Source organism: Nocardia sp. CA-084685 (assembly GCF_050955785.1).
GTDB lineage: Bacteria > Actinomycetota > Actinomycetes > Mycobacteriales > Mycobacteriaceae > Nocardia.
Window position 1 is genome coordinate 5,793,169 of sequence record NZ_CP192094.1, and the last position, 20,390, is coordinate 5,813,558.

Genomic DNA, 20,390 nt, shown 5'->3' on the forward strand with positions numbered 1-20,390 from the left:
TGCAATGCTCTTCTACACCATCGAGGAAACCAACGATCTCATCCGCGAAACCCGCGGCGACGCTTTCCATCTCGAGGTGTCCGACGATCACTCCCAGGTCTCCGACGAGACCGAACCGATGCGCCGCGTCCTCGCGGGCCTACCGCCGTTCGAGGAGGAGTCCTATCCACCGTCGTGGCGGGCCTGGGAGAAGCTCACCAGCGAGGTCGCCGGGCGCGGCGTGCCGATCCGGCGCGTGCGGGTGGTCTCGGAACCGCTCACCGACTACGTTCGATTCCTGCACGCGCTCACCGATCGCAACCAGCGGTACGGCGAGGATATCCGCTGGCTGCCGAGGCATCTCGCCGATCCGGCGGAATACACCGATGACGAATGGTGGCTGCTCGACGAGACGGTCGCGTTTACGATCTTCACCAAGACCGGCGATCTGGCGGGTGCGGCGGTGACTACCGACCCCGTTCTGGTCGCACGCTGCACGACTGTACGAGATACACTGTGGAACAAAGCAATTCCGCACCACGACTACATGCCCGGCGGGCGGAGTGGATGACCGGTGTCGAGCAGTCCCGGCAAGCCTTCGGGGCACGCTTACGTGAACTGCGCAAGGCCGCACATCTGACCGGTGTGCAGCTCGCCGCCGAAGCGGGCTGGCATTCGGCCAAGGTGTCGCGCATCGAACACGGTAAACAAACGCCGAGCGATAACGATCTGGTCCAGTGGTGCCGACTGTGCGGCGCCGAATTGCTGCTGCCGGATCTGCGTGCGGCACTGGCGAATATCGAGGCGCTCTGGCAGGAGTGGCGGCGTATCGCCGCGACCGGACATGCCCAGCAGCAGCGCCGCCGCATCGAGTTGGAGGCACGCGCCACCACCATCCGCAATTACGAGAACGCGGTCGTTCCCGGCCTGTTGCAGACCGAACCCTATGCCAGGGCGGTACTCCAGTCCTGTATCGACTTCGTCGGCGGTATCGACGATATCGACCGTGCGGTGACGGCACGGATTGCGCGCCAGCGGATTCTGCACCACGGCACCCATCGGATCAGCATCCTGCTTGCCGAGCAAGCGCTCTACACCACTGTCGGTGACAACGAGGTGATGGCCGGTCAGCTCGAACGGCTCATCGATCTGATGCCGCTACCGAGACTCGGGCTCGGCATCATTCCGCGGACAGCCGATTTCCTGTACACCACAACCTGTTTCGTTTTGCTCGACAAACGCATCGCGGAGGTCGAGACCATTTCGGCGGGTCTCACCATCACCCAGCCGCGGGAACTCGCGTACTACGAGAAGACCTGGGCGGCGCTGCACCGGCAGGCTCGGTACGGCGAAGCCGCCCGAGCCATCATCACCGATGCGCTGAAGCTGCGGCTGACGCAGCTGTAATCATAGTGCCGCACGGAGTTTCGCGGCATTCTCGTAATCGCCCTGCCATTCGGGCCCGGTCGGGGCGAGAATGACACGTTCGACACCGGCGTCCCGGTGCGCGGCGAGCAGTTCGACGGCGGCCGAATGATCGGTGGGCAGTACCGGCGCGACCACTGTCACCGCCGGTACGGGTCGATCGAATTCTGCTGCCAGTAAGCGCAATTCGTCGAAATCGGCGGCCAGCTGGTCCAGGCCGGGCTGCAGGGTGATCCACCCATCGGCGTATTCGGCCGCGCGCCGTCGTGCCCGAGTCCCATTGCCCGCCACCAGGACCGGTGGCATGGCCGATCCGGGAGCCAGCACCACATCGACGCCGTTGACCGTGGCCGTCGCACCGGTGACGAGATCGGGCAGCACCCGCAGTGCCTCGTCGGTGCGCCGACCGCGGTTGCCGAATGTCGTACCGGCCGCGCGCCACCCGATATCGCCGTGCGCCGGATTGCCGGTGCCGACCCCCAGCAGCAGCCGATTGCCCGATACGTACTGCAGTGTGCTGATCTGCTTGGCTGCCCAAGCCACCGGGCGCAGTGCGAGCAACATGACGTTGTAGCCGACCCGAATCCGGTCGGTGGCGGCGGCCGCGGTCGCGAGCGTCACGGTGCTGTCCAGCATGGGCGCGCTCGCCACGAGATGGTCGGTGGACCATACCGATTCGAGGTCGAGTCGTTCGGCGAGGCGGGCAGCAGCCCGCACATCGCCGAGGATCGGGTGGGCCGGATCGGGGGTGGAGGTCGGAAGGATCACACCGATGTCAAAGGTCATGAATACAACGTTAGGAACAAATCGTGAGCGTTCCAATGGCTCGATCGCTCAGCCCCATGCCCGCAACGCTCACCCCGTCGCTGCCGCCTGCTCAGCGGGTTTGCGATGCAAGCCCTTTCGGTCGTAGTACAGAGTCACCACCGCGCCCACGACGAGGCCGATACCTAGACCGAGCACCGCCATCCAACTGCCGCGCGCGAGCCCGGCGGCACCGCTGGCATTGAAGTAGAGGATGGCGCGCACCCCGAGAAAGACCTGGTGCATCGGTTCGAAGGTGGCCAGCCACTCGAAATACGTCGGCGTCGCCTCGATGGGCACGCTACCTCCCGAGGAGGGCAGGCCGAGCACGATGAACAGGATCAAATTGACCAGCAGACCCGCAGTGCCGAGCGCGGCCAGCACCGACAGCGCGGTCACCCCGACCGCGATGATCGCGAGCACGCAATACAGGAACAGTGCGAGCGGATGATCGAGCGGCACATCCAATGCCGCTGCGACACCGAGGAATACCGCGGAGACGATCGGCGCGGTGACGATCAGGATCGCCCACTTCAACAGCAGGGTGCGAAAGCGGGAGATCGGCGCGGTCGGATAGTGCACGTACCACGGCCCGTACTCGGTGGGGGCGAATCCAAGGGCGGAATCAGTCATCGAGTGGATGATCATCGCACCGGTGAATCCGGCGAGCAGCACCATGATCGTGTAGAAGAACGCGGACAAACCCTGTCCGGTGCCATCGGGCAGCGGCCGATACGGAGCGACCACCACCTGGATCGGATGGGCGAGCATCAATTGACTGGCACCGGCAAGCTGTGGCACTTGGCCGCCCGCGGCAGGTTGCAGCTGGGTCTGCACAGTGTCGGTGAGTTGTTTGCCGACGGTCTCGTCGACGCGAGTCAGCGCTTGATCGGCAACGCGCTGCATGACCCCCGTGGCGAAACTGCCCGCCCGCGGATTCGTATGCACCGTGATGATCGGCTGTTCGACCTTGCCAGGCACCACCCCGGCCGCGCCGAGAATGGCCAGCCGCTTGGTGAAGTCACTGGGAATGACGATCGCGCCGTATACCGTGCCCTGGTGCAGTTGCCGTTGCGCCTCGCCGAATCCGACGACCCGCAGGTCGATCTTATCGGCGGGCACGCTCGCGACGAGTGCGTCGGTGATCTGATCGCCGACATTGCTGGGCTTACCGCCGAGGGTGTCCCCGTCGTCCTGATTGACCAGCGCGACCGGGAAATCGTGCAGATTCTTCGTCGGATTGACCACATACGCCAGATACATCGTGGCCAGCAGCGACATGAGCAGGGTAACCACGGCGATCGGGGCGATCCAGGCCCGCGGCCGCAGATGGCGGGCGGCGGTTGCGGCAGTCGTCATGGGCGCACCGTAATCCGTTGCGGCGGTGTTTCGGTACCGATCCGGCGCGGGTCGGTGGCTGCTCACACCGCGCTACCGACACCCATCACCGAGACCGCGATCACAATCGCAGTACAGCCAGCCCGGTGTTCGATGTAGACCGGCGGAATCGCCACGGCCACCAGGGGTCATCACCGCGGTGGCGAGAAAGCCGTGCGCCCATTCAGCTTGGTCGCCTGCACCCACGCTACGATCTGCTCCGCCACATTCATCCGCGACATGGTGCCGCGCTCGCGGCCACAGCGGTCGGTCAACCAGTCGCGCAACAGCGCGCACACGGCGAACTCGCGCGTCCGAATCCTGGCTACATGCGTTCGGGGGCGGCGATGCCAAGCAGGCCGAGTCCGTGCGCTAGCGTCCGAGCAGTCGAATCGCACAGTGCGAGACGGTTTTTCCGTGTCTGTCCGGGCGTGGTGAGGACCGGGCAGGCCTCGTAGAAAGCGGTGAAGTCGCGGGCGAGGTCGTAGAGGTAGCCGCACAGTCGGTGGGGTTCGAGGGTGACCGCGACTTCGGCGACGACCGTGCCGTAGGCGTCGAGTTCCAGCGCAAGGGCCCTTTCGGCGGGTTCGAGCGCGATGGTTGGGTCGATCCGCACGTCGTAATCTTGCGCTTTGCGCAGCTGGCAACGCTCACCATCGATCTCGCGCCGTAAACCACCCTGGACCTCGACAAAAATCCGCGGTGTTCGCGATTTACTGCGACGGCGGCTGCCAAGACTGTCCCTGCGGCCCGTCCGGGTGGTATGGCGGCTGGTGCGGCGGAATCTGCTGCGGCGGGGTCTCCTGCTGCACTGGCATTACCTGCTGGTGCGGGTAGGGCTGGGTTCGGGTGACCGGAGTGGCCACGCCCTCCACCGACGCCCGCGCATCGGCCTCCGCGGCGCGCACCGCCTGTTCGATGGCCGGATCGCGAGCCGTATCGAACCAGCCCTCGACATCGGAATCGTCCTCGGGCTTACTCTCCACATCGTCGGCCGGGGCGGGCTCGTAGCGGAATATGCCGTCCTCGCCCTTGGTCGCGAAGTTCTGAGCGAAACCCTCGAGCGCCTTGCCGAAATCACTCGGCACCAGCCACACCTTATTCGCGTCACCACGCGCGACCAGCGGCAGGGTCTGCATGTACTGGTAGGCAAGCAGTTCCGGCGTCGGCTTACCGGACTTGATTGCGGCGAAAACCTTTTCGATGGCCTTGGCCTGTCCCTGTGCGTTCAGGTAGGCCGCGGCCCGCTCACCCTGGGCGCGCAGAATCCGGCTCTGCCGTTCACCTTCGGCCGCCAGGATCGAGGACTGCTTGGCGCCCTCGGCGGATAGGATCTGCGCCTGCTTGGCGCCCTCGGCCGTCTTGATCTGCGATTCGCGGGTACCCTCCGCGGTGAGGATCATGGCCCGCTTCTCGCGGTCGGCCTTCATCTGCTTCTCCATCGACTCCTGGATCGATGGCGGGGGATCGATACTCTTGAGTTCGACCCGCGCGACCCGCAGCCCCCACCGCCCGGTGGCCTCGTCGAGCACCCCGCGTAGCTGACCGTTGATCTGGTCGCGCGAGGTCAGCGTCTGCTCGAGGGTCATGCCACCGACCACATTGCGCAGGGTGGTCACGGTGAGCTGTTCGACGGCCGCGATGTAGTTGCTGATCTCGTATACCGCCGCCTGCGGGCTCGTCACCTGGAAGTACACGACGGTGTCGATATGCAGCGTCAGGTTGTCCTCGGTGATCACCGGCTGCGGCGGGAAGGACACCACGCGCTCGCGCAGGTCGACCTTCGCCCGGATCCGGTCGGCGAAAGGCACCAGGAACGTCAATTGCCCCGAGACGGTGCGCGAATATCGGCCGAGTCGCTCGATGACGGCTGCCTCCGCCTGTGGCACCAGGGCGATCGATTTGAAGACCACCACCACGACCAACAGCACCAGCACGGCGGCAACGATGAGCACAGCCATCTACGGCTCCTTCCAGACGACGGCGGTCGCGCCGTCGATCTTCATGACGTACACCGTTGTTCCCTTCGGATATTCGACTGTCGAATCGAACGGCCGCGCGGTCCACTCTTCGCCACCGATCTTGACCAAGCCGCTGTGCGCGCCGACCGATTCCAACACCAGCGCCTGCTTACCCGGCAGCGCGTCGACATTCGTCGGGATCGGCGGCGGAGTTCCGAAGCGGCGCCGCAGAACTGGCCGCACCCCGAGCAGCAGCACCAGCGCCGACACCGCGAATACCACGGCATCGGCGACCAGCCCGGTATCGGCCACGGCACTGACGCCCGCGGTTCCGAGCGCGGCGACGCCCAGCATCAGCAGCGTGAGGTCTCCGGTGAGCATCTCCGCCGCCGCGAGCAGCAGGCCCGCGACCAGCCAAACGATTGCGGCCACAGACCCACTGTAGTGGCCGGAACCACTTCTGTGGCGCGACAGACCCGAGATCACCTTCGGCAGTTTCGCCGCGCCCCTTGTCGTATCAGCCAGCCGTTGAAGCCGAAACGACTGTGCGCCTCGTGATTTCGATCTAGACCCCGACGCCGCGGCAATCCGCTGAACCGAATACGATCCGATCGATGCGCCCACGGACGTACCCGGCGCGATCTGCCAGCGACTCCATCGCCGCGGCGATACCGAGAAGCAGTCCAAACACAGCTGCTACGTCACCTACAAGCGCTATGTCGCGAACGTCAGCGATAACGAAGCCGACGTTCGACAGAAGGTTGCCGCGCAATACGCGCTGTTCGCCAACAGTCTGTGATCGGCACACCAACTCGCTTGCGTCACGACCCGAACCGGCGGTGCTAATTTCGGGCGGGTGAGCGGGCGTGACATGTATGGCGGCGATATCTTCTCCGGACATACGCGATCGAAGAAACAAACCGTGCCGGTGGTCGAGGCCGAACGCGATCTCGTGGTGGAGGATGCGGCCACCGGATTCTGCGGTGCCGTGGTGGGATTCGACCGCAGCTATGACGGCGAATTCGTCAAGTTGGAGGATGCGCGCGGCGCGGTGCGGTTATTCGCGTTGCGCGAGGCGGCGTTCCTGATCGACGGTGCGCCTGTCACGCTGATCCGGCCCAAAGCCGCGACGCCCAAGAAGCCGACCAGGTCGGCATCGGGTTCGACTCGGGTGGAGGGGCTGCGCGCGCAGGTCGCCAAGACCAGCCGGATCTGGGTGGAGGGCGTCCACGATGCCGCGCTCGTCGAGCGGGTCTGGGGACACGATCTGCGCGTCGAGGGCGTGGTCGTCGAACACCTCGAGGGTTTGGACAATCTGGCCGAGCGGCTGACCGACTTCGCGCCCGGACCGGGGCGGCGCGTCGGTGTACTGGTCGACCATCTGGTCACCGGTTCCAAGGAAACCCAGCTGACCACCGGTCTCGGTAAGTATGTGCTGGTCACTGGGCATCCCTATATCGATGTCTGGCAGGCCGTGCGCCCCGCGGCGGTCGGCATCGCGGCATGGCCCGAGGTGCCACGCGGTGAGGATTGGAAGACCGGCATCTGCCGTCGGCTCGGCTGGGGCACACCGCAGCAGGGGTGGCGGCGGGTCTACCACGCCGTCGAATCCTTCCGCGATCTGGAATCCCCCCTGATCGGCGCGGTGGAGCGACTCATCGACTTCGTCACCGAACCGGAGTGATCATCGTTACCGGGCCCAATGGCTGAAATCATGTCCCATTTCGCGGAATTCGGCCCGCACGCCTACGACTGTGGCACACTTGTTTTTCCGGTACTCGCAGTACCGGGCGGCGGACCGATGCGCGCAGCTCACGGGGTATCCGGCATGGACGCCCCCGAGTCGCGCCCCTCCTTTATGCTCGATAATTATGTGCTCTCCTAGTGCCACGCTGACGGTGTGGGCCGGCTCCTGGCTGGCCGGTTGCAGCGCGCCCGACGACATCCTCGAGGCGTTGTACGCTTGGGCGCCGCGGCACACCATCGCCGCGGGCGATCCACTGACCGGCGGTCGCGACGACCTGCCCTGGTCCTCCCGCGACAATGTGTCCGGAACCGGAGTCATGGCGCTACTCAAGGTGATTCGCGAGGCGATGGCACAACCCGATGCGCAGTTGCGCTTGGTGCTGCCGGTGCCCGGCGATGTGCGCGGACTGCCCACTGGAACCGCCTTCGGTGCGGATGCGATCGAGGCGGGTGAGGGACTGCTGTTCGGTGTGCCGGGCGAAGAGGGCACCGGACTGATCCCGCAGTGGGCCGATGAGGATACCTTGCAATGGACCGTCTACAGCACCCCGATTCCGGCCGTGCCCGGCCCGGATATGTCGCTGGGCGAGGCGGAGTACACGATGCGCGAAGCGGTGCGCGATGCCGCCGACGCCCTCATGCGCCTGCACACCACCGGTGCGGGCGCAACCGTCGACTCCGACCCGCGCGAACTCATCGAGGCCGAGCTCGCGGATTACTCGCGCCACGACTATCCGGATTCGATCCCATTGCGCGCCAGACGAATCCTCGACAGCGCCGACCACGTCGCCGCCATCCTCACTGTCGCCCAACGCGAACCGGCGTCCTCTCCCACCTCCGCCACCGCCATCGGCGCCCAAGAGGACCTCCTACGTCCACTGTGGGACGCGATCCGCGCTGCCCGGTTGGTCGCGGTGCACGCCGCGGCTCGCGGCAATGCGTAAAAGACCGGCGTAAGGCGGCCACCGGTACTGTAGGCGCGAGAACACCAGCATCCTCTGGTTGAATAGGCCGAGCGATCGCCTGAAACGTCCGGGAGGCGGCATGTTTCGCATACCTCGTATCGCCGCGGCTGTGACCGCCGCATTGATCGTCGCTCTCGGCGCCCCTACCGTTCCCGCCACGGCCATCGTGGGTGGAAATGCCATCGAGGCGGGCGCCTACCCGTGGCTCGCCGCTATCGGCAGCCCGTTGTACTTCTTGCGGCCATCCGGGCAATTCTGCGGCGGTGCGCTCATCGCACCTGATCGGCTTGTGACATCGGCGCACTGCGTCGAGTTGGCACGGCTGCTGCCGCAGGCGATCACGGTCACCTTCGGCCGCACCGACCTGCGCTCGCATGACGGAGTCACGGTGGGGGTCAAGGAGATTCGCATCCACCCGGATTTTCGGGAAACCGATTTCGAGGGCGAGACCGTGCACCACAATGATATCGCGATGGTCGTCCTCGACGAGCCGAGACCGGGGCCGTTCCTGGAAATCGCAGCGCCACAGGGCGATCCGCGCGCATATGGCGACACCGGCACCATCGTCGGCTGGGGCGCGACCTCTGAGAACGACATCTCGAATACGCTCCTGCGATCCGCCGCCGTCCCTATCGTCCCCAACGCCACGTGCGCCGCCGCCTATGGCCCCGCCTTCGACCCCGCCGATATGCTCTGCGCCGGATCCTCGGACGCCGATACCGCCGAATACGACAGCGGTGATCCACTGCTGGTCGCGGGCCGCCTGATCGGCCTCACCTCATGGGGCAAGGGCAGCGCCCGCCCAGGGTACCCAGGTGTCTACGCCTACCTCACCACCGTGAGTTTCTGACCAAACGCGGCGGACCAGTCGGTATACTCGGCTCATGGCGGATGACCGGTCATCCATCGAATTCCCCGAGGCACCAGTTCTCGTGGTGCAGACAAGGGAACGCGTCTATCGGCTACATGCCGGGACGGCATATAACGTCGGTCGCGATCCGGCATCCGACGTTATCGTGACCGATCCGCGCGCATCTTCGTTGCACGCCGTGCTGGAGCGGGGTGCGGACGGTTGGGAAATCGAGGACGCGGGCAGCCTCAACGGCACCTTCTTCGACGGTCATCGCGTCGATCGAATGCTGATCGACCATGACGAGACGTTCCAGCTGGGTCACGCCGTGGACGGTGAGCAATTGGCCGTGTCCATCGAGGGGCAAGAAGGACAAACCGCCCAGAAGTCCGATGACGATTTCGGTGGAGACACGATGATCGTCTCCGATCCGGGCTACAACCTCGCGGACGAAGCAACGGTCACGAAGTTCCATGCTGGTCAGCCCAGGAAAGTTTCGCGATCGGCACCCTCGACGGCCCGACCCAGCGCGGTTGTCCGGATCACCTCGCCCACGCTTCGGATCGGACGCGCGCCAGACAACGACATCGTCGCGCACGACCTCATGCTCTCCCGCCACCACGCCGAGCTGCGCACGATCGGCGACGGCAGGTACCGGATCGTCGACCTCGACAGCCACAACGGCACCTACGTCAACGGCCACCGGATCGACGCCGCGGACCTCTCCGAATCCGATTTGATCGGTATGGGGCACACGACGTTCCGGCTGGTCGGCGACGAGCTGCGCGAGTTCGTCGACACCGGTGACGTGTCGGTCTCGGTGCAGAACCTGACCGTGCGGACGCCTGAGGGCAAGGTGCTCCTGGATGGGGTGGGATTCCCCATCTCGCAGCGCTCGCTTGTCGGGGTGATCGGGCCCAGCGGAGCGGGCAAGTCGACGCTGCTCGGCGCGGTCACCGGGTTGCGACCCGCGACGGAGGGGACGGTCCGCTACGACGGACGCGACCTGTACACCAATTACGACGAACTCCGGCACCGGATCGGGCTGGTCCCGCAGGAGGACATCCTGCACAACCAGCTTCCGACACGGCGCGCGCTGCTTTACGCGGCCGAGCTGCGCTTCCCCGGTGACACGCGCAGCGAGGAGCGCGAGCAGCGGGTCGACGAGGTCCTAGAAGAACTCGGCTTGACGCGGCACGCCGAAACACGCATCGACAAACTCTCGGGCGGGCAGCGCAAACGTGTCAGTGTCGCAGTGGAGTTGCTGACTAAACCGTCCCTGTTGTTTCTCGATGAACCGACTTCCGGCCTCGACCCTGGCCTGGATAAAACGGTCATGGAAATGCTGTCCGAATTGGCGCACGACGGGCGGACCGTCATCGTCGTTACGCACAGTGTGGCCAATCTCGATTCCTGCGACCGCCTGCTGGTCTTGGTGCCCGGCGGTCGGCTGGCCTATTACGGGCCGCCCGAGGAGGGGCTGCAGCAGTTCGCACAGCGCACTTGGGCCGAGGTGTTCCAGGCATTCGACCGCGAGGAAGACCGCGACTGGGCCGGTGAGTTCCAGAGGTCTTCACGCTTCGAGAACTATGTGGCGGTCGGACTGACCGACGATGTCGGCCCAGCGCAGGTGCGCCCACCGGCGCCACCGCCCGCGCAGCAGTCCAAGCTTGCCCAGCTCAGTACGTTGTGCCGGCGATATCTTGCGGTGATTGCCTCGGACCGAAGCTATATGGCGCTGCTCGGGGTGATGCCCATACTCCTAGGTGGCTTGATCGCTGCAGTGCCGTCGGGCGAGGGCTTCGCCGGGCCGCCGGGATCCAACGTCGACGCCCCGACCAAGCTCATGGTTTTGGCGTTCGCGGCCTGCTTCGTCGGCACCGGCAACTCGATTCGCGAGATCGTCAAGGAGCAGACGATCTACCGCAGAGAACGCGCGGCAGGCCTGTCAGCAGGGGTCTATCTGATGTCGAAACTGCTGGTCCTGGGCGTGATCACCACCCTTCAGGCGGCGGTGTTGGTCCTGATCGGCACCATCGGTGTGGACATGCCGCCCAAGGGGCTTTTCACAATGGTCGAGCTGGAGCTGATCCTGGCGATGGCGCTGCTCGGCATCGCATCGCTGGCATTGGGCTTACTGGTATCGGTGTCGGTGAACACCTCGGAGAAGACACTGCCACTGCTGATTGTGCTATCGATGGCACAACTGGTGCTCACCGGCGGGCTAGTGCGGCTCCCCGGCACACTCGGCCTGGAACAACTGGCCTACCTATCGCCGTCGCGCTGGGGGTTCGGCGCGGGAGCCGCCACCCTCGACCTGGACACTCTCACACCGCATACGGGCGCAGCCGATCCGCTCTGGAAACACACCATGGGCACGTGGCTGCTCGATATGGGAGTAGTCGCAGGGTTGGGGGCCGTCTTCCTCGCGCTGGCCTGGTACCGCCTGTATCAACTGCGCCCACGGCGCCGCGGTGCCCGCAAGGCGACGCTTTGACTAACCGGCGACTGGTTGCCGTCGACGTCTAGGTTGCCGCGGCAGGGCGTCGCGGCGGAGTGCAGCAGTCGATTGCGCAGGCTGCACCGTTAACGGTGCAGCCGTAGCCTGGAATGTCGCCGAGTCGGCGTGGCGATTTACCGGCCATGTGCTCGTCTATCAGTTCGACGACCAACTGGGCGAAGCGGGGATCGGTACCGGGAGTGGCAGCCCTGGCGAACGCCATGCCGAGTTCCTCGGCCTTCTCCCCGGCCTCGTTGTCCAGATCCCAGATGACTTCGAGGTGATCGGAGACGAACCCGACCGGACAGACGACGACCGCATCCACCCCCTTGCCCGACAGATCCTCGAGATGATCGACGATGTCCGGATCCAGCCAGGGAATCTGCGGCGGGCCGGAACGGGACTGCCACACCACGTCGTAATCGGTGAATCCCGTCGCGACGGCACATAATCGCGCCGCCTCAGCGACCTGACGACTGTACAGACGGCCACCATCGGCAGGCGGCCCCGCGGAAATATCGGCCGACACCGGTATCGAGTGCGCGGTGAAAACCAGCCGGGCACCGTCCCGACGCTCGGCCGGAAGCGAATCCACCGCAGCCCGAATCGCCGCGGCGAATGCCTCGACCAATAGCGGATGATCGAAGTACTGCCGCAATTTCACCAGATCAGGCGCATTCCCCCCGAAAGCCGCGCGCGCCCTCGCGATGTCCTCGTCGTACTGCAGACACCCGGAGTATCCCCCCCACGCCGACGTCGGGAATACCAAAGCCGACCGCACCCCATCCGCCGCCATTCGCGCGACGGTGTCCTCCACCATCGGATGCCAGTTGCGGTTGCCGAAGTACACCGGCAGATCGATTCCGCGCGAAGCGAATTCGCTCTCGATCGCCTTGATTATGTCGAGATTCAGAGCATTGATCGGTGACACCCCGCCGAAGTGCAGATAGTGTTGCGCGACTTCGGCGAGCCGCTGCGGTGGCACTCCCCTGCCCCGGGTGACATTCTCCAGGAACGGCATAACGTCGTCTGGGCGTTCCGGACCGCCGAAGGACAGCAGTAGCAGCGCATCCACTGTCCCGGCAGCGGCATCCGCGGCCACGGCTCCTCCTCCGGCTTCAGTTGGCGGCGAACCCGTTTTCTGGGAACCACGTGTTGTGGCTCGCGCCGCCGTCGACGTAGATGATCGAACCTGTGGTGCCGGGCAGCCAGTCCGACAGCAGCGTCACGATGGACTTTGCGACCACGGTCGGGTCGTCGACATCCCAGCCGATCGGGGAGGCGCCGTCCCAGTACTCATTGAGCATATTCAGCTGCTTGGCGTCATCGGTCGCGGTGCCCGCGATGGCCTTGGCAGCGAGGGTCTTGATCGGGCCCGCGGCGATCAGGTTCGAGCGAACCTTCTTGGCGTTGCCGACTTCCCGCGCCACGTAGCGGTTCACCGATTCGAGGGCGGCCTTGGCCACACCCATCCAGTTGTAGTACGGCATGGCGGTGCGGGGATCGAAGTCCATGCCCACGATGGAGCCGCCCTCGTTCATGACCGGGAGCACGGCACGGGCCAACGAGGCGTAGGACCAAGCCGAGATCTCGAAGGCCTTGGCGGCGTCGGGGCCGGGGCCGTCCAGGAAGGCCACCGCGTCCGGACCCATCAGGGTCTTCGGCGCGAAGGCGATGGAGTGCAGGACGCCGTCGATGCCCTCGGGAGCCAGCTCGCGCACCTTCTCCGGCAGGGAGGCCAGATTCTCCTCGCTGGTGACGTCCAGACCGATGGCCGGGGCGACCTCCTGCGGCAGGCGCTTGGCGATCCGATCGATCAACCGCAGCCGCTCCGGAATGCCGGTGATGATCACCTTCGCGCCCTGCTCCTGCGCGACCGCCGCCGCATGGAACGCGATCGAGGAATCGGTGATGATGCCGGTGATCAGGATGGTCTTGCCTTCGAGCAATCCGCCCATGGGTTTTCGGTTCTCCTGTAGTCGAAGTTCAACTGGTTACGCGACCGCCGAACACGTCGGCTTTCGGTTGGGTCAGTGGCCCATGCCCATGCCGCCGTCGACCGGGATCACCGCGCCGGATACGTAGGCCGAATCGTCGGAAGCCAGGAAGCTGATCACGGCGGCGACGTCTTCTGGCTGACCGAGGCGCTGCAGCGGAATGAACTTCTTCGCGGTGTCGCGCAGATCGTTGGGCAATTCGGCCGTCATATCGGTCTCGATGAAGCCGGGCGCGACCACATTCGCGGTGATCGAACGCGAACCGAGTTCACGGGTGATGGAACGCGCCAGACCGATGACACCGGCCTTCGACGAGGCGTAGTTGATCTGGCCGGGACCGCCGCCGAGGCCGACGACCGAGCCGAGGAAGATCATTCGGCCCCAGCGGGCCCGCAGCATGGCACGGTTGGCCCGCTTGGCGCAGCGGAACGCACCGGTCAGGTTCGCATCGATGACCCTGGTGAACTGCTCCTCGCTCATCCGCATCAGCAGGGTGTCATCGGTGATGCCCGCATTGGCGACCAGCACCTCGACCGGCCCCTGCTTCTCCTCCACCTCACTGAAGGCGGCGTCAACCGAATCCGCATCCGTCACATCGCATTTCACCCCGAACAGACCGTCCGGAACCCCCGACCCACGATGCGTGACAGCCACCTTGTGCCCGTCGGCAAGCAGACGCTGCGCGACCGCGAGTCCGATACCGCGGTTGCCACCGGTCACCAGGACCGACCGGGATGTGATGTTCGACATGAGGACCAACCTATCTGTTCGGATTCGTGCGCCACGCCCGGGCCACACATAGGGCTCTATGTAGAACCGGGCGCGTCGCAACGGCAGGCATTGACGACTACGGCAGGCGTTGACGATAGAGCAAGCCGGTAACTACACCAGCAGCGACAACGAGCATGCCGAGCAAAAGCCATGGTCTGCTGGCATCGCCCCTGGTCATCTCATAACCGATCTGCTCTTCGAGCGTGTCGTAGACCGCGGTCAACTCGGTCAGACTCGAAGCGGTATAGAAGTCGCCGCCGGAGAGTTTGGCGATCTCGCGCAGCGCATCGTCGTCGACAGGCACCTTGACGCGCTGAGCGCCCCCACCATCCTGGTCCGGAATTTCCACCGTCCCCCAGGAGGTGCCGAACGAAATCGTCGACACCGGAACGCCTTTATTCTTCGCGAGGCGAGCCGCGGTGAAACCGTGCCGTGGATTGTCGACATCCTTGTCATCGGGCACCGTCTGCTTACCGTCGGACATCAGCACAATGCGCGCGGGCGGCGGCGTTTCCGCACCGCCGAGCACGGTGGCGATGGTGTCGATCGACTGCAGCGCGGTGAGAATGCCCTCACCGGTGGCGGTGCGCTCGGCGAGTTTGATGTTGTCGATGGCGGCCTTGACGGCCTCGCGGTTCGTCGTCGGCGGCACCATAACCGAGGCGGTGCCGGCGAAGGTGACAAAGCCGAGATTGATACCCGGCGGCAGTCCGTCGACGAATTCCTTACCGGCCTTCTGCGCCACCTTCAGTCGCGACGGCGGCACATCGGTCGCCTCCATGGACAGCGAAACGTCCATCACCAGAACGACTGTCGCGCGATTGCGCGGCACCTTCTTGACCGCCGTCGGCCCCGCGGCGGCGATGGTGAGGAATACGAGACCGACCACCAGCAGCGCGATCGGCACATGCCGCATCGGACTCGGCCGCGACGGAGCGACCTTCTCCAGCAGCTCCATGTTCGTGAACTGCAGCATGTGCCGGTGGCGGCTGCGCTGAACAAGGATGTATCCCAATGCGATCAGCAAGACCACAGCGAGGAAGCCGAGCCAGACCAGCGCGGTGAAATGCGAAATACTCACTGGCGCGGCGCCCGTCCGCTCGGGGCGCCGAATGCGTGACGCCGGGTGGACACGAACCGGACCACATCGGAGATCCAGTCCCGGTCGGTCTGCAGGGTGAGCACCGGTGCGCCACAACTGCGCAGGGCCTGTTCGACCTGAACGCGATGACGTTCGGCGGCGGCCGCGAAATCGGCGCGAAGCGTTGGCGTCACGCTGAATTCGCGAGTGCGCCCGGTCTCGGGATCATGCAGCACCACATCACCCACATCGGGCAGCGACAGATCGCGCGGGTCGAGCACCTCCACCGCGAGTAGATCGTGGCGCGCGGAGATGGCGCGCAGCGAGCGCTGCCAGTTGATATCACCGAGGAAGTCGCTGATGACCACCGCGAGTCCACGCTTGCGCTGCGGGCGGCGCAAGGATTCGATCGCCTCGCGCAGATCGCCACGCACACCGTCGCGGGCGTGCGGCGTAGTCGCGATCTCACGCAGCATCGACTGCGCGTGCACCCGGCCGCTGCGCGCGGGGATGCGGGTCAATTGCTCACCGGTCGCGACGACAGCACCGATCCGGTTCCCGCCGCCGCTGGTGAGGTGGGTGATCGCCGCGGCGGCCGCGACCGCGAGATCGCGCTTCTGGCACAGTGCGGTGCCGAAGTCGAGGCTGGCCGACAGATCGACCACCATCCAGGTCTCCAGTTCCCGGTCCGCGATCATCTGCCGCACATGCGGATGGGTGGTGCGGGCGGTGACCGACCAATCCATCTGCCGCACATCGTCGCCCGGCTGATACGTCCTGGCCTCGCCCGGCTCAGAGCCGGGGCCAGGAATCAAGCCGAGGTGATCACCGTGCAGCACACCGTCGAGCCGACGACGGACGGTCAGTTCCAGCGTTCGGAGCGCCGCCGTCAGCTTGGGGTCGGACAGCTCGCCCGATCGGAAAGACGGTGGTGCATGTGGAGACATCGGCACTGGTGGAACCTCGTCGTCTGGCAAATCAGGCACAGCCGATGCCGAGGTCACTTCGGCTGGTTATTGCCGGCGGCCGGAGACATCTGCGCGACCGACGGCTGCGGCACCGCGTCCTGAGGTGCGGGCGGCTGCGGGATCGGCGACTGCCCGCTGTGCGGCCCCATGGCGGGCGGTGCGGCCGGAACGGGTGCGGACTGACCACCCGGGGCGACCGCGTGCGGTGCGACCTGCGGCAGGCCGACGGTCTGCAGCACGCGCTTGATCACGTCGTCGGGGCTGATCTCATCGGCGAGCGCGTCATAGGACAGCACAAGGCGGTGGCGCAGCACATCCGGAATCACCTCGACGACATCCTGCGGCACCACGTAGTCGCGGCCGCGAATCAGCGCCACGGCGCGCGCTGCGGCGATGATGCCGAGGCTGGCGCGCGGCGAGGCGCCGTAGGCGATCCAGCTCGCCACATCCTGCATGCCGAAATCGCCGGGCTTGCGGGTCGCCGCGATCACCCGGACCACGTAGTCGACCAGCGCATGGTGCACGAACGTATTAGCGGCCACCCGCTGCAGGCGGATGAGCTCGGACGGTTCGAGGATCGGCTTGGCCTCCGGCGGGGTGACACCCATCCGGTAGATGATCTCGCGCTCTTCCTCCACTGACGGATAGTCGACGACCACCTTGAACAGGAAGCGGTCGCGCTGCGCCTCGGGCAGCGGGTACACGCCCTCGCTCTCGATCGGGTTCTGGGTCGCCATGACCAGGAACGGATCGGGCATCGGGTAGGTCTTGCCGCCGATCGACACATGCCGCTCGGCCATCACCTCGAGCAGTGCGGACTGCACCTTGGCCGGCGCGCGGTTGATCTCGTCGGCGAGCACGAAGTTGGCCACGACCGGACCGAGTTCGGTGTCGAACTCCTCGCGGCCCTGGCGGTAGATGCGGGTACCGATCAGGTCGGTGGGCACCAGGTCGGGGGTGAACTGGACGCGGGCGAACGAACCACCGACCACCTTGGCGAAGGTCTCCACCGCAAGGGTTTTGGCGATGCCTGGCACACCCTCGAGCAATACGTGGCCGCGTGCGAGCACCCCGACGAGCAGCCTTTCGACGAGCCGATCCTGGCCGACGATAACGCGCTTGACCTCGTATATCGCCTTCTCCAGGGTCTGGACGTCACGCTCCAGGGTGCTGGGTGCGGGAGCAGCGGCCTCTTTCGCCAAACTTGCCCCGCTCACACCGTCCGTCGAAGTCACCAACATCCCCGCTTTCGCTTTGGTCCTGTGCGTGCTGCCACAACTATTCCAGGTAATGGCCGCATATGCCGCAACCGGACCCGAGATCATGGCAAATCAACAGGTTCGCGGTCGGGTTCGCGGCGTGCGGCCCAGCCTAGGGGTTACCAGACGAGCCCAGCGGTCAGGTGACGATCCGCACCGCGTACGGCATGATGCCGCCCTCGCGCACCGGAGATACCCGTACCACCTCGCCGGATTGCGGCGCCTCCACCATCTTCCCGTTTCCGAGGTAGAGCGCGACATGTTCGCTGCCGTTCGGGCCCCAGAACAGCATGTCGCCGCGACTGCGCTCGGCGACGGGCACCCTGGTTCCCGCGTTGTATTGGTAGCCGCTGTAGTGCGGCAGTGAGACGCCGATACCCGCGAAGGCATAGATCATCAGACCCGAGCAGTCGAACCCGACCTTGTTGTAATCGCCGAAGCTGTCGGCGACACCGCCGTCGCGGATGCCGAGGGTCGGCCCGTCCTCGTCGCCACCGCCCCACGCATAGATGACGCCGATCTGCGACATGGCCCGATCGACCACGGTTTCGATCGCCTCCGAGCCGGTAATGGACGGCATCGTCGGCCCGGTGACGCGCGGCCTGGTCTGGCGCGGCGGCGACGAATCATCCATTTGAATATGCGGCCGCTTTCCCGCACCTGCCTGCGCCGCCCGGTCCTTGGCGGCCTGGTCCTGGGCCGCACGTGCGGCGGCCGCCGCGGCGGCGGCGCGGATGGCGGCCTCCTCCGCCTTGCGCTGATCGTCCCAGGCCAGATAGGCCTCGCGTTGTCCTTGCAGTCCGGCCACATTCGCGCGCGCCTGGTCCAATCGACCCTGCGCCGCCGTACGCTCGCGTAGTAGGCCCTCCCGCTGCGCCGCCTGCTGATCCTGTTCGGACTTCACCGCGGCGACGGCGTTTTCGGCGTCGGTCTTCTTCTGTTCGGCCACTGCGGCGGCCGCGTCGGCGGCCGATTTCGCTTGGCGCGCACTGGCATTCTTATTGCCCTGGGTGATCTGAGCACGCCGCAGCGAGTCGAGCACCGACTGCTGATTCTTCGATACCAGCGTGAATACCTGGGCGCGGTTGAGCGCGACATCCGGGGTGGCCGAGGACAGATAGGTGATCACGGAGCTCGCGGCGGGCCGGGTATACGCCTGCACCGCGAACTGGTCGAAGTTGCGCCTGGCCTGGTCGACCTGGGTTCCGGCCTCGCTCAGTTCGCGCTGGGTCTGCACCACCGCGGCCGCGGCGGCATCGGCGGCGTTGCGGGCGTCTTGCAGATCAACCAGCGCTTTGTTGACTTCTTCGCGCTTCTGGGCGATAGCGGCGTCGAGTTCCTGCAGCTTCTGATCCGTCGCCGCGACCTGGTTGATCAGCGCGCCGACCTCGGTCACTCTGGCGTCGACTTGTGCCCCCGCATCGGCGATCTGGCTATCGCTCGGGTTGGGTGGGGCAGGCGGCACGGCGGCGACCGGCCCGGCCGTGACGAGCACGGCGGCAGCAACCAGCAACCCTAGAGCGACCCACAGCGGATGCCGAGAACCGGCAACGCCGTTGTTGCGCATCGCACCTCCAAAGGACCCGATCAGGCTTAACCTCACGAGCCCCCTGCGAACCATCACGCCCAGTGGTGCACAGATAGCTCTCTGAACACTCTTTCCCCATCAGCGATCATTCGAACCGTACGTCACATCATTCACCAAAGAAACTCCAGCAACAGAACTACAGCCGCGTAATTTGCCTGTTGCTGAGAAATAGCCGTATGAGTACGGGGATTCGGCCGGAAAAAACAAACCGACCGGCAGGAAAGGTAACTGAGCGGATACTCGCTACGAGGTGAGATCCCGGTCGTCGCCGCGAGCTGAAACCTCTACCGGCACAGCGCGCTCGGCAGAACGGCGCGACTTCACCCAGTAGAGTCCACCGACCACCACCGCCGTGCCCACAAGCAACACGCTGGTGATCGCGGTCCACGAGAACTTTTCCGGCTGCTCGAGCCGATCGACGAAAATCTGCGCGGCCTGCGCCGAATGCCCCTGCGTGCTCTTGGACGCGTCCTCGGCCCACTCCAGTTTCACCCGGCTGATCGAATCACTGTAGGTGCCGACCCAGTCGTCGCTGAGCGCCACGACGGTTCCGTGCTCGGTCTTGCCGACCTCGGTGGCCAGGTCACGTAGATTGGAATCGTGACCTGGATTCCCGGGAATCACCACGATGCTGAGCTCGATGCCGTGGGCTCGGGCATCGGCGACGACCGCCTCGAGCGCGTCCTGATCCCTACCCTTCGGCGTGGCCACATGGTTGTCGGCCACATCCTCCTTGATCTGGGACAACGTCTTGTCGTCGATACCAGGGGGGAGTTCGGCGCGCATGGGCGTGAACACCGAGGTGTGCGAGACGGTCATCTTCCATCCGGTCTGTCGAGCCGCATCGGTACGCGAGGCGACGGGCATCCAACACTGCTGGGAGAACCGGCGCAGGCCCGCCGGTCACTCCGAACAACTCGAAAGCACAGTACGCGACGGAGTGTCGGCGCACCTTCGGGCCGCACCTCCAACGGCACCCGCGCGTTTCACAGGACAAGCGTACTGTTAGGCTCGGAGCCGCGAGGAGCCAGTGTGTTCCAGCGGTGGGATCCTCCGAACACGTAACCGTAGCGACTGCCTGCAGGTCGCTCGAAAAAACCAGCCGCGGGCACAGCCCCG

At 65.5% G+C, this 20,390-nt stretch carries 20 protein-coding genes and 1 pseudogene; 8 read left to right on the plus strand and 13 right to left on the minus strand.

Annotated elements, in window-relative coordinates:
• Window positions 1–4 precede the first annotated feature (4 nt).
• The gene (locus tag ACQP2U_RS25695) at window positions 5–550 is read left to right on the plus strand and encodes a DUF6879 family protein (protein ID WP_397028985.1); all 546 of its coding nucleotides are present in this window, start codon (window positions 5–7) and stop codon (window positions 548–550) included.
• Window positions 547–1,386 (plus strand): helix-turn-helix domain-containing protein, encoded by an 840-nt coding sequence (locus tag ACQP2U_RS25700; RefSeq protein ID WP_397028983.1) that lies wholly within the window; start codon window positions 547–549, stop codon window positions 1,384–1,386. Before ACQP2U_RS25695 ends, ACQP2U_RS25700 begins: the two co-directional genes overlap by 4 nt.
• Here the strand turns inward: ACQP2U_RS25700 and ACQP2U_RS25705 are convergent, their stop codons facing one another.
• The 5 genes from ACQP2U_RS25705 to ACQP2U_RS25725 all read right to left on the minus strand — a co-directional run bounded on the left by ACQP2U_RS25705 (window position 1,387) and on the right by ACQP2U_RS25725 (window position 5,978).
• Window positions 1,387–2,190, minus strand: a complete 804-nt coding sequence (locus ACQP2U_RS25705) for an LLM class flavin-dependent oxidoreductase (RefSeq protein ID WP_433709843.1) — start codon at window positions 2,188–2,190, stop codon at window positions 1,387–1,389.
• Between the two features lie 69 nt (window positions 2,191–2,259).
• The gene (locus tag ACQP2U_RS25710; protein ID WP_433709844.1) at window positions 2,260–3,567 is read right to left on the minus strand and encodes a YhgE/Pip domain-containing protein; all 1,308 of its coding nucleotides are present in this window, start codon (window positions 3,565–3,567) and stop codon (window positions 2,260–2,262) included.
• 343 nt (window positions 3,568–3,910) lie between these two features.
• Window positions 3,911–4,282 (minus strand): DALR anticodon-binding domain-containing protein, encoded by a 372-nt coding sequence (locus ACQP2U_RS25715; protein WP_433716581.1) that lies wholly within the window; start codon window positions 4,280–4,282, stop codon window positions 3,911–3,913.
• Window positions 4,283–4,298: 16 nt separating this feature from the next.
• Complete coding sequence (locus ACQP2U_RS25720; protein WP_397028974.1) at window positions 4,299–5,546, minus strand: SPFH domain-containing protein; 1,248 nt, start codon at window positions 5,544–5,546, stop codon at window positions 4,299–4,301.
• Window positions 5,547–5,978 carry an NfeD family protein gene (locus tag ACQP2U_RS25725; protein ID WP_397028972.1) on the minus strand — a complete coding sequence of 144 codons (432 nt, stop codon included), beginning with the start codon at window positions 5,976–5,978 and terminating at the stop codon, window positions 5,547–5,549.
• A 178-nt stretch (window positions 5,979–6,156) separates the two neighbouring features.
• On the opposite strand from ACQP2U_RS25725, the gene ACQP2U_RS25730 reads away from it, so the two are divergent.
• The 6 genes and pseudogenes from ACQP2U_RS25730 (at window position 6,157) to ACQP2U_RS25755 (ending at window position 11,604) form a co-directional block, all read left to right on the plus strand.
• Entirely contained in the window at window positions 6,157–6,345 is a 189-nt protein-coding gene (locus ACQP2U_RS25730) for a DUF7373 family lipoprotein (protein WP_433716582.1), read from the plus strand.
• Window positions 6,346–6,402: 57 nt separating this feature from the next.
• Window positions 6,403–7,230, plus strand: a complete 828-nt coding sequence (locus tag ACQP2U_RS25735; protein ID WP_433709845.1) for a DUF3097 domain-containing protein — start codon at window positions 6,403–6,405, stop codon at window positions 7,228–7,230.
• 187 nt (window positions 7,231–7,417) lie between these two features.
• Complete coding sequence (locus tag ACQP2U_RS25740; RefSeq protein ID WP_433709846.1) at window positions 7,418–8,236, plus strand: hypothetical protein; 819 nt, start codon at window positions 7,418–7,420, stop codon at window positions 8,234–8,236.
• Window positions 8,237–8,336: 100 nt separating this feature from the next.
• Complete coding sequence (locus ACQP2U_RS25745) at window positions 8,337–9,107, plus strand: S1 family peptidase (RefSeq protein WP_433709847.1); 771 nt, start codon at window positions 8,337–8,339, stop codon at window positions 9,105–9,107.
• 34 nt (window positions 9,108–9,141) lie between these two features.
• Window positions 9,142–9,819 (plus strand): annotated as a pseudogene (locus tag ACQP2U_RS25750) (FHA domain-containing protein); the annotation flags it as partial.
• 159 nt (window positions 9,820–9,978) lie between these two features.
• Window positions 9,979–11,604: an ABC transporter ATP-binding protein/permease gene (locus ACQP2U_RS25755; protein ID WP_433716583.1), complete on the plus strand. Its 1,626-nt coding sequence runs from the start codon at window positions 9,979–9,981 to the stop codon at window positions 11,602–11,604.
• 28 nt (window positions 11,605–11,632) lie between these two features.
• Here ACQP2U_RS25755 and ACQP2U_RS25760 read toward each other — a convergent pair whose 3' ends face one another.
• The 8 genes from ACQP2U_RS25760 to ACQP2U_RS25795 form a co-directional block, all read right to left on the minus strand.
• Window positions 11,633–12,709, minus strand: a complete 1,077-nt coding sequence (locus ACQP2U_RS25760; RefSeq protein ID WP_433709848.1) for a ferrochelatase — start codon at window positions 12,707–12,709, stop codon at window positions 11,633–11,635.
• 16 nt (window positions 12,710–12,725) lie between these two features.
• Window positions 12,726–13,565: an NADH-dependent enoyl-ACP reductase InhA gene (gene inhA / locus ACQP2U_RS25765; RefSeq protein ID WP_397028961.1), complete on the minus strand. Its 840-nt coding sequence runs from the start codon at window positions 13,563–13,565 to the stop codon at window positions 12,726–12,728.
• Between the two features lie 72 nt (window positions 13,566–13,637).
• A complete protein-coding gene (fabG1, locus tag ACQP2U_RS25770; RefSeq protein ID WP_433709849.1) occupies window positions 13,638–14,354 on the minus strand; it encodes a 3-oxoacyl-ACP reductase FabG1 in 717 nt (238 codons plus the stop codon).
• A 97-nt stretch (window positions 14,355–14,451) separates the two neighbouring features.
• The gene (locus tag ACQP2U_RS25775) at window positions 14,452–15,456 is read right to left on the minus strand and encodes a VWA domain-containing protein (protein WP_433709850.1); all 1,005 of its coding nucleotides are present in this window, start codon (window positions 15,454–15,456) and stop codon (window positions 14,452–14,454) included.
• Window positions 15,453–16,403 carry a DUF58 domain-containing protein gene (locus ACQP2U_RS25780; protein WP_062989694.1) on the minus strand — a complete coding sequence of 317 codons (951 nt, stop codon included), beginning with the start codon at window positions 16,401–16,403 and terminating at the stop codon, window positions 15,453–15,455. The genes ACQP2U_RS25775 and ACQP2U_RS25780 overlap by 4 nt, the downstream gene beginning before the upstream one ends.
• 53 nt (window positions 16,404–16,456) lie before the next feature.
• Window positions 16,457–17,665, minus strand: coding sequence for an AAA family ATPase (locus ACQP2U_RS25785; protein ID WP_433709851.1), 1,209 nt, complete (start codon window positions 17,663–17,665; stop codon window positions 16,457–16,459).
• 157 nt (window positions 17,666–17,822) lie between these two features.
• Window positions 17,823–19,178, minus strand: coding sequence for an NlpC/P60 family protein (locus ACQP2U_RS25790; protein WP_433716584.1), 1,356 nt, complete (start codon window positions 19,176–19,178; stop codon window positions 17,823–17,825).
• Between the two features lie 336 nt (window positions 19,179–19,514).
• Complete coding sequence (locus ACQP2U_RS25795; protein ID WP_433709852.1) at window positions 19,515–20,138, minus strand: Rv1476 family membrane protein; 624 nt, start codon at window positions 20,136–20,138, stop codon at window positions 19,515–19,517.
• Window positions 20,139–20,390: the final 252 nt, after the last annotated feature.

Excerpts from the sequence above, each read along its gene's own strand:
- ACQP2U_RS25700 (WP_397028983.1), top strand. The coding sequence starts at position 547 with ATGACCGGTGTCGAGCAGTCCCGGCAAGCCTTCGGGGCACGCTTACGT.
- inhA (WP_397028961.1), bottom strand. The coding sequence starts at position 13,565 with ATGGGCGGATTGCTCGAAGGCAAGACCATCCTGATCACCGGCATCATC.
- ACQP2U_RS25705 (WP_433709843.1), bottom strand. The coding sequence starts at position 2,190 with ATGACCTTTGACATCGGTGTGATCCTTCCGACCTCCACCCCCGATCCG.
- ACQP2U_RS25795 (WP_433709852.1), bottom strand. The coding sequence starts at position 20,138 with ATGCCCGTCGCCTCGCGTACCGATGCGGCTCGACAGACCGGATGGAAG.
- ACQP2U_RS25695 (WP_397028985.1), top strand. The coding sequence starts at position 5 with ATGCTCTTCTACACCATCGAGGAAACCAACGATCTCATCCGCGAAACC.
- ACQP2U_RS25710 (WP_433709844.1), bottom strand. The coding sequence starts at position 3,567 with ATGACGACTGCCGCAACCGCCGCCCGCCATCTGCGGCCGCGGGCCTGG.
- ACQP2U_RS25740 (WP_433709846.1), top strand. The coding sequence starts at position 7,418 with ATGTGCTCTCCTAGTGCCACGCTGACGGTGTGGGCCGGCTCCTGGCTG.
- ACQP2U_RS25745 (WP_433709847.1), top strand. The coding sequence starts at position 8,337 with ATGTTTCGCATACCTCGTATCGCCGCGGCTGTGACCGCCGCATTGATC.
- ACQP2U_RS25720 (WP_397028974.1), bottom strand. The coding sequence starts at position 5,546 with ATGGCTGTGCTCATCGTTGCCGCCGTGCTGGTGCTGTTGGTCGTGGTG.
- ACQP2U_RS25780 (WP_062989694.1), bottom strand. The coding sequence starts at position 16,403 with ATGTCTCCACATGCACCACCGTCTTTCCGATCGGGCGAGCTGTCCGAC.
- ACQP2U_RS25785 (WP_433709851.1), bottom strand. The coding sequence starts at position 17,665 with ATGTTGGTGACTTCGACGGACGGTGTGAGCGGGGCAAGTTTGGCGAAA.
- fabG1 (WP_433709849.1), bottom strand. The coding sequence starts at position 14,354 with ATGTCGAACATCACATCCCGGTCGGTCCTGGTGACCGGTGGCAACCGC.